The sequence below is a fragment of the Massilia paldalensis genome, from assembly GCF_044901715.1.
In the GTDB taxonomy this organism is placed as follows: domain Bacteria; phylum Pseudomonadota; class Gammaproteobacteria; order Burkholderiales; family Burkholderiaceae_D; genus Telluria; species Telluria paldalensis.
Genome location: NZ_JBJCIU010000003.1, coordinates 1033031 through 1047983 on the forward strand (window position 1 = coordinate 1033031; position 14953 = coordinate 1047983).

Annotated in this window: 16 protein-coding genes and 1 rRNA gene; 9 read left to right on the forward strand and 8 right to left on the reverse strand. The window is 66.8% G+C overall.

Features of this window, described 5'->3' with window-relative positions:
* Positions 1 to 10: 10 nt before the first annotated feature.
* Together ACI1V7_RS19355 and ACI1V7_RS19360 are read left to right on the forward strand one after the other, a co-directional pair.
* The gene (locus ACI1V7_RS19355; RefSeq protein ID WP_404533400.1) at positions 11 to 601 is read left to right on the forward strand and encodes a nucleotidyltransferase family protein; all 591 of its coding nucleotides are present in this window, start codon (positions 11 to 13) and stop codon (positions 599 to 601) included.
* A gap of 63 nt (positions 602 to 664) precedes the next feature.
* On the forward strand, positions 665 to 2482 hold the full coding sequence (locus ACI1V7_RS19360; protein WP_404533401.1) for a M61 family metallopeptidase: 1818 nt from the start codon (positions 665 to 667) through the stop codon (positions 2480 to 2482).
* Between the two features lie 103 nt (positions 2483 to 2585).
* On the opposite strand, the gene ACI1V7_RS19365 is transcribed toward ACI1V7_RS19360, so the two are convergent.
* From ACI1V7_RS19365 to rpe, 7 genes are all read right to left on the reverse strand, one after another.
* Positions 2586 to 3086, reverse strand: coding sequence for an energy transducer TonB (locus tag ACI1V7_RS19365; RefSeq protein ID WP_404533402.1), 501 nt, complete (start codon positions 3084 to 3086; stop codon positions 2586 to 2588).
* Position 3087: 1 nt separating this feature from the next.
* The gene (gene trpC, locus ACI1V7_RS19370) at positions 3088 to 3888 is read right to left on the reverse strand and encodes an indole-3-glycerol phosphate synthase TrpC (RefSeq protein ID WP_404533403.1); all 801 of its coding nucleotides are present in this window, start codon (positions 3886 to 3888) and stop codon (positions 3088 to 3090) included.
* 13 nt (positions 3889 to 3901) lie between these two features.
* Positions 3902 to 4936 carry an anthranilate phosphoribosyltransferase gene (gene trpD, locus ACI1V7_RS19375; RefSeq protein ID WP_404533404.1) on the reverse strand — a complete coding sequence of 345 codons (1035 nt, stop codon included), beginning with the start codon at positions 4934 to 4936 and terminating at the stop codon, positions 3902 to 3904.
* Between the two features lie 133 nt (positions 4937 to 5069).
* Complete coding sequence (locus tag ACI1V7_RS19380; RefSeq protein ID WP_404533405.1) at positions 5070 to 5633, reverse strand: anthranilate synthase component II; 564 nt, start codon at positions 5631 to 5633, stop codon at positions 5070 to 5072.
* 1 nt (position 5634) lies between these two features.
* Complete coding sequence (trpE, locus tag ACI1V7_RS19385; RefSeq protein WP_404533406.1) at positions 5635 to 7131, reverse strand: anthranilate synthase component I; 1497 nt, start codon at positions 7129 to 7131, stop codon at positions 5635 to 5637.
* A 193-nt stretch (positions 7132 to 7324) separates the two neighbouring features.
* Positions 7325 to 8023, reverse strand: a complete 699-nt coding sequence (locus ACI1V7_RS19390) for a phosphoglycolate phosphatase (protein ID WP_404533408.1) — start codon at positions 8021 to 8023, stop codon at positions 7325 to 7327.
* Between the two features lie 2 nt (positions 8024 to 8025).
* Positions 8026 to 8697 (reverse strand): ribulose-phosphate 3-epimerase, encoded by a 672-nt coding sequence (gene rpe, locus ACI1V7_RS19395; protein WP_404533409.1) that lies wholly within the window; start codon positions 8695 to 8697, stop codon positions 8026 to 8028.
* A 154-nt stretch (positions 8698 to 8851) separates the two neighbouring features.
* Between rpe and apaG the strand changes: the two genes are divergently transcribed.
* Entirely contained in the window at positions 8852 to 9226 is a 375-nt protein-coding gene (gene apaG / locus ACI1V7_RS19400) for a Co2+/Mg2+ efflux protein ApaG (RefSeq protein WP_404533410.1), read from the forward strand.
* Here the strand turns inward: apaG and ACI1V7_RS19405 are convergent, their stop codons facing one another.
* Positions 9227 to 9364: a hypothetical protein gene (locus ACI1V7_RS19405; RefSeq protein WP_314547581.1), complete on the reverse strand. Its 138-nt coding sequence runs from the start codon at positions 9362 to 9364 to the stop codon at positions 9227 to 9229.
* A gap of 12 nt (positions 9365 to 9376) precedes the next feature.
* Here ACI1V7_RS19405 and mltA point away from each other — a divergent pair, with 12 nt between their 5' ends.
* From mltA to ACI1V7_RS19435, 6 genes are all read left to right on the forward strand, one after another.
* A complete protein-coding gene (mltA, locus tag ACI1V7_RS19410; protein ID WP_404533411.1) occupies positions 9377 to 10633 on the forward strand; it encodes a murein transglycosylase A in 1257 nt (418 codons plus the stop codon).
* Between the two features lie 100 nt (positions 10634 to 10733).
* The gene (locus ACI1V7_RS19415) at positions 10734 to 11195 is read left to right on the forward strand and encodes a hypothetical protein (RefSeq protein WP_404533412.1); all 462 of its coding nucleotides are present in this window, start codon (positions 10734 to 10736) and stop codon (positions 11193 to 11195) included.
* 2 nt (positions 11196 to 11197) lie between these two features.
* Positions 11198 to 12019, forward strand: a complete 822-nt coding sequence (locus ACI1V7_RS19420; protein WP_404533413.1) for a DUF2145 domain-containing protein — start codon at positions 11198 to 11200, stop codon at positions 12017 to 12019.
* A gap of 112 nt (positions 12020 to 12131) precedes the next feature.
* The gene (locus ACI1V7_RS19425; protein ID WP_404533414.1) at positions 12132 to 12908 is read left to right on the forward strand and encodes an enoyl-CoA hydratase; all 777 of its coding nucleotides are present in this window, start codon (positions 12132 to 12134) and stop codon (positions 12906 to 12908) included.
* A gap of 34 nt (positions 12909 to 12942) precedes the next feature.
* Positions 12943 to 14457, forward strand: coding sequence for a phospholipase D family protein (locus ACI1V7_RS19430; RefSeq protein WP_404533415.1), 1515 nt, complete (start codon positions 12943 to 12945; stop codon positions 14455 to 14457).
* 399 nt (positions 14458 to 14856) lie between these two features.
* Positions 14857 to 14953, forward strand: a 16S ribosomal RNA gene (locus ACI1V7_RS19435); the annotation flags it as partial.

Genomic DNA, 14953 nt, shown 5'->3' on the forward strand with positions numbered 1-14953 from the left:
GGGAGACGCAATGAGGGAGGCGCCCCTGTCCGTGGTCGGCATCCTGATGGCCGCGGGCCGGGGGCGCCGTTTCGATCCGGCCGGGCAGCGCAACAAGCTGCTGCAGCCGCTGGCGGACGCCGGCGGCGCGCCCGTCGTCGTCGCCAGCGCGCGCAAGCTGCTGGCGGCCGTGCCGCGCGTCGTCGCCGTGGTGCCGCCCGGCGACGGCGGCGTGGCGGCGCTGCTGGCGGATCTCGGCTGCGAGGTCACCGTCTGCCCCGATGCGGACAGCGGCATGGCGGCGTCGCTGATGCATGCGATCCGTCACTCCCTTCCGGATGCGGACGCCTGGTTGGTGGCGCTGGGCGACATGCCGCACGTGGCGCCCGCCACGCTGGCGGCGCTGGCGGCGGCATTGGCCGGCAGCGCCCCCATCGTGGCGCCCGTCATGGAAGGGAAGCGCGGCAATCCGGTCGGCTTCGGCCGCGTCCACCTCGACGCGCTGCTGGCCCTGGAAGGCGACCAGGGCGCGCGCCGGCTGCTGCAAACCTGTCCGGTAATAGAAATCCCTGTCGGCGACATGGGTATTTTCCGCGATATCGATACGCCGGGCGATCTGTAGCGCTCCCCGGCGCTGGGGAATCCGATTACACTACGGCGCATCGAGAGAGGATTCTTCAACCCCATGAAAAAAACCAACCAGAAGAAGCAGGCGGCGGTCCACTACACCATCGTGCCCAAGGACCTGGCCGGACACCTGTTCAACGTCACCGCCACCGTGGCGGCGCCCGATCCGCAGGGGCAGGTGTTCTCGCTCCCGGCCTGGATCCCGGGCAGCTACATGATCCGCGAATTCGCGCGCAACATCGTGCGCATCCGGGCCGAATCGAACGGCACGGAAGTCGCCCTGACGAAGCTGGACAAGCATGCCTGGCAGGCGGCGCCCGTCGCCGGTCCGCTCACGCTGCACTACGAGGTCTATGCCTGGGACCTGTCGGTGCGCGCCGCCCACCTCGACCAGACCCACGGCTTCTTCAACGGCACCAGCGTCTTCCTGCGCGCGCACGGCAAGGAAGGGGCTGCGCACCACGTCGACATCCAGCGCCCGGCCGACCCGGCGACGAAGACCTGGCGCGTGGCCACCTCGCTGCCGGAACTGCAGGCCAAGCGCTACGGCTTCGGCACCTATGCCGCCGCCGACTACGACGAACTGATCGACCACCCGGTCGAGATGGGCGACTTCGCGCTGGGCGGCTTCACGGCGCACGGCATCCGCCACGACATCGTCATCACGGGCCGCGTGCCGAACCTCGACATGGCGCGCCTGGAGCAGGACCTGAAGGCCATCTGCGAGACCCAGATCGCGTTCTTCGAGCCCAAGACGAAGCAGGCGCCGATGGACCGCTACGTGTTCCTGACGATGGCCGTGGGCGACGGCTACGGCGGCCTGGAACACCGCGCCTCGACCGCCTTGATCTGCTCGCGCGCCGACCTGCCGACGACGGCCGCGCCGAAGACGGCCGAGCCGAACGAGGGCTATACCAAGTTCCTCGGCCTGTGCAGCCACGAGTACTTCCACACCTGGAACGTCAAGCGCATCAAGCCGGCCGTGTTCGCGCCCTACGACCTGCAGGTCGAGAACTACACGCCGCTGCTGTGGCTGTTCGAAGGCTTCACCAGCTACTACGACGACCTGATGCTCGTGCGCAGCGGGATCATCAGCGAGGCGACCTATTTCAAATTGCTCGGCAAGACCGTGGCCAGCGTGCTGCGCGGCAGCGGCCGCACCAAGCAGAGCATCGCCGCATCCAGCTTCGACGCCTGGAGCAAGTACTACCGCCAGGACGAGAACGCGCCGAACGCCATCATCAGCTACTACACTAAGGGTTCGCTGGTGGGCCTGGCCTTCGACCTGACGATCCGCGCCAAGACGGGCGGCGCGAAATCGCTGGACGACGTCATGTTGGCGCTGTGGGAACGCTACGGCCGCGATTTCTACGAGGGTGGCGCGCGCGGCGTGACGGAGCAGGAAGTCGAGGCGCTGTTCGACGAAGTGGCCGGCGTGCGCCTGAAGTCGATCTTCGAACGCTACATCCGCGGCACCGAGGACATCCCGCTGGCCAAGCTGTATGCGCCGTTCGGCATCAAGGTGACGGAAGAGCGCAAGAGCAGCAAGTCGTCGCTCGACGCCGGCATCGGCCGCGACGCCGCCGGCGCCAAGCTGACCCAGGTCCACGAAGGCGGCGCCGCGCACCAGGCCGGCCTGTCGGCGGGCGACATCGTGATCGCCGTCGACGGCCTGCGCGTGAACGGCACCCCGTCCAACCTGGAACAGCTGTTCGCGCGCTACCGCGTGGGCGACAAGGTGACCGTGCACGCCTTCCGCCGCGACGAGTTGATGGCGTTCGACGTGACGCTGCAGGGCGACCGCGTGCCCTGCATCCAGATCACGACGGCGCCGGGGACGCGCAAGGCGGCCATCAAGCGTCCCAGCGCGAGCTGAGCGTGCGATCGAGGTGGGCACGTGGTGCCCACCCTACGTGGTACCGATGATGCCGTGACGTCGGGTGGGCACCATGTGCCCACCATCACCCGCCCTGTCATGGTCATTCGCCCGCCTGCGGCGGCTCCAGGCTGCGCAACTGGTAGCGATAGCGCTCGCCGAACAGGAAGGTCTCCGAGAACGTCAGCTTGCCGTCCGCCTGCGCCAGCCGCTGCGGCGGCGGCAGGGGCAGGCTGCGCCACAGCGAGTCGACGGCCACCCGGGAGGCGTTGGCGTCGCGCGAGCGCTGTACTTCCACGCCCGTCATCTGCCCTTGCCGGTCGACCGTGATGCGCAGGACGACGATCGCCGGCATCAGCGGCGGCAGCGTGCCGGAAAAAGCGAGGTTGGGATTGTGCTGGAGGACGTGGCGGGCGACTTGCGTCTTGTAGTCGTCCAGGCCGGTCGGCGCTGGTTGCGAAACGGGCGCCTGGAAGGCCGGTGCGTCGGGCTGGATGGGCGAGGACGGCGGCGGTGGCGCCGCGACGACGGTGGTGCGGACGCCCGAGCATCCGCCCAGGCCTGCGATCAAGAGAATGAAGAGGCCTGCGCGGATGTGGTCCATGTCAGTAGAATAGTCGTCGCAATTCCGTGCCGGGATCGGGCGCGCGCATGAAGGCTTCGCCCACCAGGAAGGCATGCACGTCGGCCTCGCGCATGCGCTTGACGTCCTCCGGCTTCAGGATGCCCGACTCGGTGACCACCAGGCGTTCGGCCGGAATGCGGGGCAGCAGGCCGATGGTGGTATCGAGCGTGACATCGAAGGTGCGCAGGTTGCGGTTGTTGATGCCCAGCAGTTGCGTCTTGAGGCGCAGCGCCGCCGTCAACTCATCGCCGTCATGCACTTCGACCAGCACGTCCATGCCGAGTTCCATCGCGCAGGCTTCCAGTTCCGCCATCAGGCCGTGGTCCAGGGCCGCCACGATCAGCAGGATCGCATCGGCGCCCATCGCGCGTGCTTCGTAGACCTGGTAGGGATCGACGATGAAGTCCTTGCGGATCACGGGCAGCTCGCAGGCGGCACGCGCCTGCTGCAGGTAGGCGGCGGAACCCTGGAAGAACTGCTCGTCGGTCAGTACCGACAGGCAGGACGCGCCGCCCTGCGCATAGCTTTGCGCGATGTCGGCCGGGCGGAAATCCGCGCGCAGCACGCCCTTGGACGGCGACGCCTTCTTGACTTCGGCGATCACGCCGGCGCGGCCCGCGCCGATGCTGCGCCGCAGGCTCGCCTCGAAACCGCGGATGCCGGCACGCAGCCCGGCGTCGCTTTCCACGTCGCGGCGCAGGCTGTAGAGGTCGCGGTGCTTCCGCGCGGCGGCGACTTCGTCGGCCTTGACGGCCAGGATCTTGTTCAGGATATCGGACATGCTTGCTCCTCGATCAGGCCGGCGCGCCGAGCCGGCGCGTCACGTCCACGAATTGGTCCAGCTTGGCCAGCGCCGCGCCGGATGCGATGGCGGCGCGCGCCTTCTCGAGGCCTTCGGCGATCGAGGTCGTCACGCCCGCTGCGTACAGTGCGGTGCCGGCATTCAGTGCCACGATGTCGTGCGCGGGACCCGGTTCGCCGCGCAGCGCTTCCAGCACGCGTGCCTTCGAGGCGGCGGCGTCGGCGACTTTCAGGTTGCGGCTGGAGATCATCGACAGGCCGAAGTCTTCCGGATGGATCTCGTACTCGCGGATCTGGCCGTCGACCAGTTCGCCGACCAGCGTGCCGGCGCCCAGCGAGACCTCGTCCATATTGTCGCGGCCCCACACCACCAGCGCATGCTGGGCGCCGAGGCGCTGCAGCACGCGCACCTGGATGCCGACCAGGTCGGGGTGGAAGACGCCCATCAGGATGTTCGGCGCGCCGGCCGGATTGGTCAGCGGCCCCAGGATGTTGAAGATGCTGCGCACGCCCAGCTCGCGGCGCACTGGCGCCACGTGCTTCATCGCGGCGTGGTGGTTCGGCGCGAACATGAAGCCGATGCCCGTCTGGGCGATCGACTGGGCGATCTGCTCGGGCTTCAGGTCGATGTGCGCGCCCAGCGCCTCGATCACGTCGGCACTGCCGGACGAGGACGAGACGCTGCGTCCGCCGTGCTTGGCCACGCGCGCGCCGGCGGCGGCGGCGACGAACATCGAGGCCGTCGAGATATTGAAGGTATTGGCGCCGTCGCCGCCGGTGCCGACGATGTCGAGCAGGTGGGTGGTGTCGGCCATCGGCACCTTGGTCGAGAACTCGCGCATGACTTCGGCCGCGGCGGTGATCTCGCCGATCGTTTCCTTCTTCACGCGCAGGCCCATCGTCAGTGCGGCGACCATGGTCGGCGACATCTCGCCGGACATGATCTGCCGGAACAGGTGCAGCATCTCGTCGTGGAAGATTTCGCGGTGCTCGATGCAGCGCAGCAGGGCTTCTTGGGGGGTGATCATGGCGGGGTCCGTTCTTGAAAATCAGTGTTCGACACGCGGCAATGGAACGTCGCCCCTGCGCAGGCAGGGGCCCAATGTGCAGGCAGCTCGCAGGAATTGGGCCCTGCCTCCGCAGGGACGACGTGGCAGGCGCTCAGCGCTCGAGGAAATTCTTCAGCATCGCATGCCCGTGCTCCGACAGGATCGACTCGGGGTGGAATTGCACGCCCTCGATGTCGAATTCCTTGTGGCGCACGCCCATGATCTCGCCGTCGTCGGTCCAAGCCGTCACTTCCAGGCAGGACGGCAGCGAGGCGCGTTCGATGGCCAGCGAGTGGTAGCGGATCACGGTGAAGGGGCTGGGCAGGCCCTTGAACACGCCTTCTCCCGTGTGCGCGATCTTCGAGGTCTTGCCGTGCATGACCTGCTTGGCGCGGATGATCCTGCCGCCGAACGCTTCGCCGATGGCCTGGTGGCCCAGGCAGACGCCCAGGATCGGTTTTTTACCCTTGAATTCCTTCAGCACGTCGACCGAGACGCCGGCATCGATGGGGGACTTCGGGCCCGGCGAGATGCAGATGCGGTCCGGATCCATGTCGGCGATCTGCTCCAGCGTGATCTCGTCGTTGCGCACGGTGCGCACGTCTTCGCCCAGCTCGCCGAAGTACTGCACGATGTTGTAGGTGAAGGAATCGTAGTTGTCGATCATGAGCAGCATGTCAAATCTCCCCGTCCAGGCCGTCCTGGACCTGCTCGGCCGCGCGCAGCACGGCGCGCGCCTTGTTTTCCGTTTCCAGCCACTCCATCTCGGGGACGGAGTCGGCCACGATGCCGGCCGCCGCCTGCACGTACAGGTTGCCGTCCTTGATCACACCCGTGCGGATGGCGATGGCGACGTCCATCTCGCCGCCGAACGACAGGTAGCCGCAGGCGCCGCCGTAGATGCCGCGCTTCACTGGCTCGAGCTCGTCGATGATTTCCATCGCCCGCACCTTGGGCGCGCCCGTCAGCGTGCCGGCCGGGAAGGTGGCGCGCAGCACGTTCAGGTTGGACATGCCGTCCTTCAATGTCCCTTCGACGTTCGAGACGATGTGCTGCACGTGCGAGTACTTTTCGATGACCATCTTGTCCGTCACCTTGACGCTGCCCGTCGTGGCGATGCGGCCGATGTCGTTGCGGGCCAGGTCGATCAGCATCACGTGCTCGGCCACTTCCTTCGGATCGTTCAGCAGTTCGTGCGCCAGCTCGGCGTCGCGTTCCGGCGTGGAACCGCGCGGGCGAGTGCCGGCGATGGGGCGCAGGGTGACCTTGCGCTGGCCGTCGGATTCTTGTTCGTTACGCACGAGGATCTCGGGCGAGGAGCCCACGATCTGCATGTCGCCGAAGTTGTAGTAGTACATGTACGGCGACGGGTTCAGCGAACGCAGCGAGCGGTACAGCGACAGCGGCGAATCGACGTAGGGCTTGCGGATGCGCTGGCCGATCTGTACCTGCATCAGGTCGCCGGCCATCACGTATTCCTTGGCCACGGCCACCGCCTTCAGGTAATCCTCCTTGCTGAAGTCGCGGACCGCCTCGGTGCGCACGGAGCTCGACGTCACGGGCGCATCGACGCTCCGGCGCAGCATCATGCGCAAGTCCTTCAGGCGCTGGCGCGCTTTCGCATACGCTTCCGGCTGCGACGGATCGGCATAGACGATGAGGTACAGCTTGCCGGACAGGTTGTCGATCACGGCCAGCTCTTCGGTCAGCATCAGCTGGATTTCCGGCAGCCCCAGATCGTCCCTCGGTGCGCCGCCGGCCAGCTTCTTCTCGATGTGGCGCACGGTGTCGTAGCCGAAGTAGCCGGCCAGGCCGCCGCAGAAGCGCGGCAGGCCGGGGCGCAGCGCGACCTTGAAGCGGCCCTGCACCTGCTCAATGAAGTCGAGCGGATTGCCTTCGTGCGTCTCGATCACCTTGCCGTCGCGCTCGATCGTCGTGACGTTGCCGAAGGTGCGCAGCAGCGTGCGGGCCGGCAGGCCGATGAAGGAATAGCGGCCGAAGCGCTCGCCGCCGACCACCGACTCCAGCAGGAAGGTGTTCTTGCCGGCGCCCTGGCTCTGGGCCAGCTTCAGGTACAGCGTGAGCGGGGTTTCGAGGTCGGCGAAAGCTTCCGCGATCAGGGGGATGCGGTTGTAGCCTTGCGTGGCCAGCGATTTGAATTCGAGTTCGGTCATGCTTTTCTCCAGGCCGGCCGTGCAAGGGGAGGGACGGGCGGCGGTGTCTTCAAAAAACCTGCAGGCACGTGCATGTGCCTGCAGCAATCAGGCGGTCAGTTGGACCAGGATTGCCAGCGTCGCCAGACCCAGGCCTCAGGGGCGCTGGTGTGGTTGACGGTGTGTTTTTTGGTGAAAAACATGTATAGACGAGTTACGTTGCGGTGTCGTTGTGTGCAGATATCAGCTTTGCCGCTTCGAGCAGCGAATCAACTATACCATCGGAATTAATCGTTTGCACAGGCTTTCCGTGGTTGTATCCGTACGGCACCGTCAGCACGAAGCAGCCGGCGGCGCGCGCGGCCTCGGCGTCGTTGCTGGAATCGCCGATGGCGACCACCTCGGCCGGCGCCAGCCCGAAGTCGCTGCACACCTGCAGCAGCGGCAAGGGATCGGGCTTCTTGCGCGGCAGCGAATCGCCGCCGTAGACCAGCTCGAAGAAGGGCGCGAGGCCCTTCTGCGCCAGCAGCGGGGTGGCGAAGGCGACCGGCTTGTTGGTCACGCAGGCCAGGCGCATTCCCTGTTCCTTCAGCGCGGCCAGGCCTTCCAGCACCTGCGGGTACAGCGTGCTCTTCTGGCCGTTGATGGCGAGGTAGTGGCGCTGGTAGGACGCCATCGCCGCCGCGAACACGGCGTCGATGCGTTCCGGTCCGTAGTCGAGCGCCAGCACGTCGCGGATCAGGCGTTCCGATCCCTTGCCCACCATCGGTTCGATGACGGCTTGCGTGACCGGCGCCAGGCCATAGTCGGCGCGCATGCCGTTCAGGGCCAGTTCGAAATCCGGCACCGTGTGCAGCATGGTGCCGTCCAGGTCGATGATGGCGGCCCGGATGGCCGCAGCGCCGTGCCGCATGCTTATTTCCCGACCGTGGCCAGCTGGGCGCGCATCGCGTCGATCACGGCCTTGTAGTCCGGCTTGCCGAAGATGGCCGAGCCGGCGACGAAGGTGTCGGCGCCTGCCTTCGCCGCGGCGGCGATGTTCTCGGCCTTGATGCCGCCATCGACTTCCAGCATGATGTCGCGGCCCGACTCGTCGATCAGGCGGCGCGCGATCGCGATCTTCTTGAGCGCTTCCGGGATGAAGGACTGGCCGCCGAAGCCCGGGTTCACCGACATGATCAGGATCATGTCGATCTTGTCCATCACGTGTTCCAGGTAGTGCATCGGGGTGGCCGGGTTGAATACCAGGCCGGCCTTGCAGCCGTTATCGCGGATCAGTTGCAGCGTGCGGTCGATGTGTTCCGATGCTTCCGGGTGGAAGGTGATGATGTCGGCGCCGGCCTTGGCGAAGTCCGGGATGATGCGGTCGACGGGCTTGACCATCAGGTGCACGTCGATCGGCACCTGCACGTGCGGACGGATGGCCTGGCACACCAGCGGACCGATGGTCAGGTTCGGGACATAGTGGTTGTCCATCACGTCGAAGTGGATGATGTCGGCGCCGGCGGCGACGACATTCCTGACTTCCTCGCCCAGGCGGGCGAAGTCTGCGGACAGGATGCTGGGAGCGATGCGGTAGGTGGTCATGGTGTGCTGGAGCTGCTGGTGTCGAAGAGGCGACATTGTACGCCGACAAGAGCGCCAGGGCACGGCAGCGGCGCCATCTTCCTGCCCGCCGCCGCCCTTGCTGCGGGCGTTGTATCATGTTGGCCACGCTTCTCAACACCCACAAGGAACATCGATGCCCGTCTACGACTTCGCGATTACCGTCAAGACGCAATACCTGCCCGAGCAATCCAGCCCGGACCGCGGGCAGCACGTGTTCAGCTACACGATCACGATCAAGAACACGGGCGACATCGCGGCCCAGCTGATTTCACGCCACTGGACCATTACCGACGCCAACAACCAGCTGCAGGAAGTGCGCGGCCTGGGCGTCGTCGGCCACCAGCCGCTGCTGCAGCCGGGGCAGCAGTTCGAATACACGAGCGGCACGCAGCTGGAGACCCAGCTCGGCTCGATGAAGGGCGAGTATTTCTTCGTGGCCGAGGACGGCCACCGCTTCGAGGTGGCGATCCCCGAGTTCGCGCTGTCGCTGCCGCACGCCCTGCACTGATCAGGACCGGGGCGGCTCGTCCCGGCGCGGCTGCGGTTTCTGCTCCTGCTCCGGCTTGCGGCCCGCGAACATCGTCCACCAGACGATGAACACCAGCAGGAACAGCGCCACGCCCGCTTCCAACAGCAGTATCCACATATGGTTTCCCCCATGCTCTCGACACCCCGCAGTGTACCCGCCTTCCTGACCGTCGCGACGATCGTTTCCATGCTGGCGGCCTGCACGACGGCGCCGCAGCAGCCTGCACAACCGCAGCCGGCACAACCGCAACCGGGACCGCAGCCGCAGCCGAAGCCGGCCGAACCGCCGATCAGGATGCCGCCGCCGGTGGGGCCCGTGACCGTGCCGCCCCAGCCACCGGCGCCTCCTCCGGCCCCCTTGTTCACGCCCGTCGCGTTCGACGTGCTGCCGGGCTGGCGCCAGGACGACTTGCGCCAGGCCTGGCCCGCGTTCCAGGCATCCTGCCGCGCGCTGGGGGCCAAGCCGGACTGGAAGGCCGTGTGCGCCGCCAGCCGCACGGTCGACGCCACCGACGGCGCGGCGATCCGCCGATATTTCGAGACCTACTTCGTGCCGAACCTGGTGCGCGCCGCCGACGGCGCCGATGCCGGCCTCATCACCGGCTACTACGAGGCGGCGCTGCGCGGCGCCCGCAAGCGCGGCGGCGCCTACCAGACGCCCTTGTACAAGGTGCCGGACGACCTGATCACGGTCGACCTGGCCAGCGTCTACCCGACCCTGAAGGGCATGCGCCTGCGCGGCCGCCTGTCCGGCAAGACCGTCGTGCCCTACGGGACGCGCGCCGAGATCGAGCGTGCGCGGATCCCGGGCAAGGAATTGCTGTGGGTCGACGACCCGGTCGAGGCCTTCTTCCTCGAGGTGCAGGGCTCGGGCAGGGTGGAACTGGATGGCGGCGAGACGGTGCGCGTCGCCTACGCCGACCAGAACGGCCATCCGTACAAGGCGATCGGCCGTTGGCTGGTCGAGCAGGGCGAATTGACCTCCGCCGAGGCCACGGCCCAGGGCATCCGTGCCTGGATCGCGGCCCATCCCGAGCGGCGCCAGGAACTCCTGAACGTCAATCCCAGCTATATCTTCTTCCGCGAAGAACGCCTGCCCGACCCCAGCGTCGGTCCGAAGGGCGCGCTCGGCGTGCCCTTGACGCCGTCACGCTCGGCGGCGATCGACCCGGCCTTCCTGCCGCTGGGCGCGCCGCTGTTCCTGTCGACGACGGAGGCGGGCAGCGACGTGCCGATGCAGCGCCTCGTGATGGGCCAGGACACGGGCGGCGCCATCAAGGGTGCCGTGCGCGCCGACTTCTTCTTCGGCTTCGGCGCCCAGGCGGCGGACAATGCGGGGCGCATGAAGCAGCGCGGCCAGATCTGGGCGCTGCTGCCGAAAAAATAAGCACGATTGCGGCGCACCGCAAATTCGGATAACGTAAGGACCGCTTACGTTCGGGAAACTCCTACCGGTTCCGGACACGAGCTTCATCCGGGAGCGCTCCATGCAGACATCGAAGATCCTCGCGGCCGTCCTGGCCGCCACGCTCGGCACGACATGCCATGCCCAATACTCCAATATGACGCCGTCGCAAGCCAGCATGGTCGGGGCCTCCTACGTCGTCGCCCTGCCTTTCCTGCTGGTGGCGGGCGGCAGCATGAAGGGAAGCGAGGCGGTGAACGAGTCCTTCGCCCGCATCGGCGACCATTCGCGCTGGAAGGTGAAGGGCATCATGGACAAGGACAAGAACCAGGCCGAGGCGCATATGCAGAGCGAAGACGGCCAGTTCGAGCTGACGATGACGGTAATGGCGCCGACCGTGCGCGAGCAGCGTCTTGCCGCCGGTGATGTGCTGGACGTCGACCGTGTCGGCACCATCGGCTACGTCGTCAGGAAGGGTGACGCGACGATCGGCGTGCTGGTGCCGCCGGGGACCGGCGCCGTGCACTCGAAGGCGCGCGGCTGACGATGCGGCGGCTCCTGTCGACCACGGCGCTGGCCGTGCTATTGGCCGCCGGCGCCGGCACGGCCGCGGCCGGAACGCCGTGCGAAGGCCGCCAGGGATCGCCCGAGGCGGCGCGCCTTTCCATCGAAATGGCCGACGCCACCCGCGCGGCGCTCGACAAGATCGACGACGACGTCGTGCTGATCGGGCGCATGGGCCAGGACCTGTCCAAGTACCGCCTGGGCTACTCGCACCTGGCCTTCGCCGTGCGCGAGCATCCGGCCGGCCCCTGGTCCGTCGTCCACAAGCTCAATACCTGCGGCACGGCGACGTCGGCGCTCTACGACGAGGGCCTGGTCAATTTCTTTTCCGATTCGCCGTTCCGCTACCAGGCCGGCATCTGGCGCGTGCAGCCGCCCTTGCAGGCGCGCCTGAAGAAGGCGCTGCTGGGCAAGAAGGCCGGCGACTACCAGGAGCCCCGCTACAGCCTGGTGGCCTATCCGTTCAATACCGCCTACCAGAATTCGAACGGCTGGGTGCTCGAAGTGCTGGCCTACGGCCTGGCGCCCGAGGACGAGGCCAATACCCGGCGCTCCGCCCAGGCCTGGCTGAAGACTGCCGGCTACGTGCCGACGGAACTGGAACTGGGGACGTTGACGCGCCTGGGCGCGCGCGTGTCGAAGGCCAACGTGAGCTTCGACGACCATCCTCCCGAGCTGCGCTGGAAAGGCCACATCCAGACGGTGACCGTCGATTCGGTGCTGACCTGGCTGCGCACGCTGCCGAACGCCTGCCTCGCAATGGGCTGTCCGGAGACGCGGATCGCGCTGCCGGCCCAGCCTTGACGTCGATTCACGCGGCAGCACGGGCATCGGCGAGGGCCTGGCCGAGCGCAGGCAAGCTTGCCGTATACGTCATACAATCGACGCTCTTGGATAATTCAGATGGGGGTGTGCCATGGAATATGCCGATCTGCTGATCGAGCAGCACGAGAAGGTCGTCGTCGTTCGCTTGAACCGTCCGAAGGCGATGAATGCGCTGAACGACAACATGATGAACGAGCTGGGGCATGCGCTGCACGCCTTCGACGCCGACCCGTCGATCAACGTGATCGTCCTGACGGGCAGCGACAAGGTGTTCGCGGCCGGCGCCGACATCGCAGCGATGGCCAACTACACCTATGCCGACACGTACCCCGGCAACTATATCGGCCGTAACTGGGAACACATCCTGGACGTGAGGAAGCCCGTGATCGGCGTCGTGTCCGGCTATGCGCTGGGCGGCGGCTGCGAGCTGGCGATGATGTGCGACTTCCTGATCGCCGCCGACACGGCCAAGTTCGGCCAGCCCGAGATCAAGGTCGGCGTCACCCCGGGCGCCGGCGGCACGCAGCGCCTGCCGCGCGCGATCGGCAAGTCGAAGGCCATGGACATGCTGCTGACCGCGCGCATGATCGACGCCGCCGAAGCGGAGCGCACGGGCCTGGTCTCGCGCGTGGTGCCGGCCGACCTGGTGATGGACGTGGCGCTGGAAGTCGCGAACAGCATCGCCGCGATGCCGGTGTCGGTGGCCATGCAGATCAAGGATGCGGTCAACCGCGCCTTCGAGACCACGCTGACCGAGGGCGTGCGCTACGAGCGGCGCTTCTTCCATGCGGGATTCGGTACCGCGGCCCAGAAGGAGGGCATGGCGGCATTCCTGGAGAAGCGCAAGCCGAACTTCGACGGGATGTAATCCCGTGCGGGCGTCCGCGGCCATCAGGATCGGCGTGGCGTTTGCCCTCGCGACGGCGGCCGCTGTCGGCTGCACGGCGCTGCCGCCGCTGGCCCCGCGGACGCCATCCACCGCGTTCACCGATACCGCCGGTACGCGCCTGGGCGCCGCCATCGGGCCGCTGCTGGCACAGCATCCGGGGCAGTCGGGCGTCTACGCGCTGGCCGACGGTCACGATGCGTTTGCCGCCCGCGCCCTGCTAGCATCCGGGGCCGAGCGCAGCCTGGACGTCCAGTACTATATATGGCACGGCGACCTCACCGGCACGCTGCTGCTCGATGCCTTGCGCAGTGCGGCGGCGCGCGGGGTGCGGGTGCGCCTGCTGCTGGACGATAACAATACGTCCGGGCTCGATCCAGTCCTGCTGGGACTGGCCCGTATGCCGAACGTCGAGGTGCGCCTGTTCAATCCGTTCGCGCTGCGGTCCTGGCGCGGCGTCGGCTACCTGACCGACTTTGCGCGCCTGAACCGGCGCATGCACAACAAATCGTTCACGGTCGATAACCAGGTCACCATCGTCGGCGGGCGCAACGTCGGCGACGAGTATTTCGGCGCCGGCGATGACTTCCTGTTCGTCGACCTGGATGTGCTGGCGGTCGGCCCGGCCGTCCGGGAAGTCTCCAGCGACTTCGACCGCTACTGGAACAGCGCCTCCGCTTACCCGGTGGCGGCCATCGTCCATGGGGGCGAGGCCGAGGAGCCGCAGGCACTGGCGCGGCGCGCCGAGGAGCGGCGCCGCGAGCCGGCGGCGCGCGACTATATCGAGGCGCTGCGCAAGCTGCCTTTCGTCGAACAACTGTTGCAGGGCCGCCTGGCGCTGGAATGGGCGCCGGCGCGCCTGGTCAGCGACGACCCGGCCAAGGCGCTGGGCAAGTCGGCGGACCAGGAACGCCTGGCGGTCGCGCTGCGCCAGGCGATGGGCGAGCCCGAGCGCAGCGTCGACCTGGTGTCTCCCTACTTCGTGCCCGGCAAGGAAACGACGGCGGCGCTGGCCGGCATGGCGCGGCGCGGCGTGCACGTGCGGGTGCTGACCAATTCGCTGCAGGCCACGGATGTCGCGGCCGTCCACGCCGGCTATGCCAAGTGGCGGCGTGACCTGCTCGCAGCAGGCGTGTCCCTGTACGAGCTGCGCCGCATGGACGACGGCGCCACGCAGCAGCGCCGCATCGGCGGCAGTTCCTCGTCGAGCCTGCATGCGAAGACGTTCGGCGTCGACGGCAAGCGTGTCTTCGTCGGCTCTTTCAACCTCGATCCGCGCTCGATCGAGCTGAATACGGAGATGGGCCTCGTCATCGACAGCCCCGCGCTGGCCGGCCAGCTCGCGCAGCGTCTGGATACGTCGATGCCGGCCAAGGCCTTCGAAGTCCGCCTGGATGCCGACGGCAAGCTGGTCTGGCTGCAGCGCACGGGGGATAAGGTGACGACCTACCATGAGGAGCCGGGGACGAGCGCATGGAAGCGGGCCGGCGTACGCGTGCTGTCGTGGCTGCCCATCGACTGGCTGTTGTAAAAAACTGCCGGGACGCTCTTGCGGATCTGCGCATGCGTTTGCTATAGTCTTGCTCCTCCGACGCAGACGCAGCTTCACGGCAGCGAAAGCGGAAGAAAACGAGGGGTTGACGAGTTAAGCGAAACAATGCATAATCTCATCTCTCTGCTGCTGACGAACAAAACGATTCGCACAACGCAGCAAAGCAGTACAAGATTCGAGTTCTTTAACAATCAACAGTCGATAAGTGTGGGCGTTTGATGAAGTGCCAGCAGCTGCTTCGGTAGCTGCTGAATGCTTAAATTATCAAATGTTCACGCAAAAGAAATACGTTGCTTCAGCAATGAAGTGATGGTCAGTATTTTGAGTGAGCGACTCTGCAGAAATGCAGATGACACGAAAGTGTCGCAAACAGAGATTGAACTGAAGAGTTTGATCCTGGCTCAGATTGAACGCTGGCGGCATGCTTTACACATGCAAGTCGAACGGCAGCGCGGGGCAACCTGGCGGCGAGTGG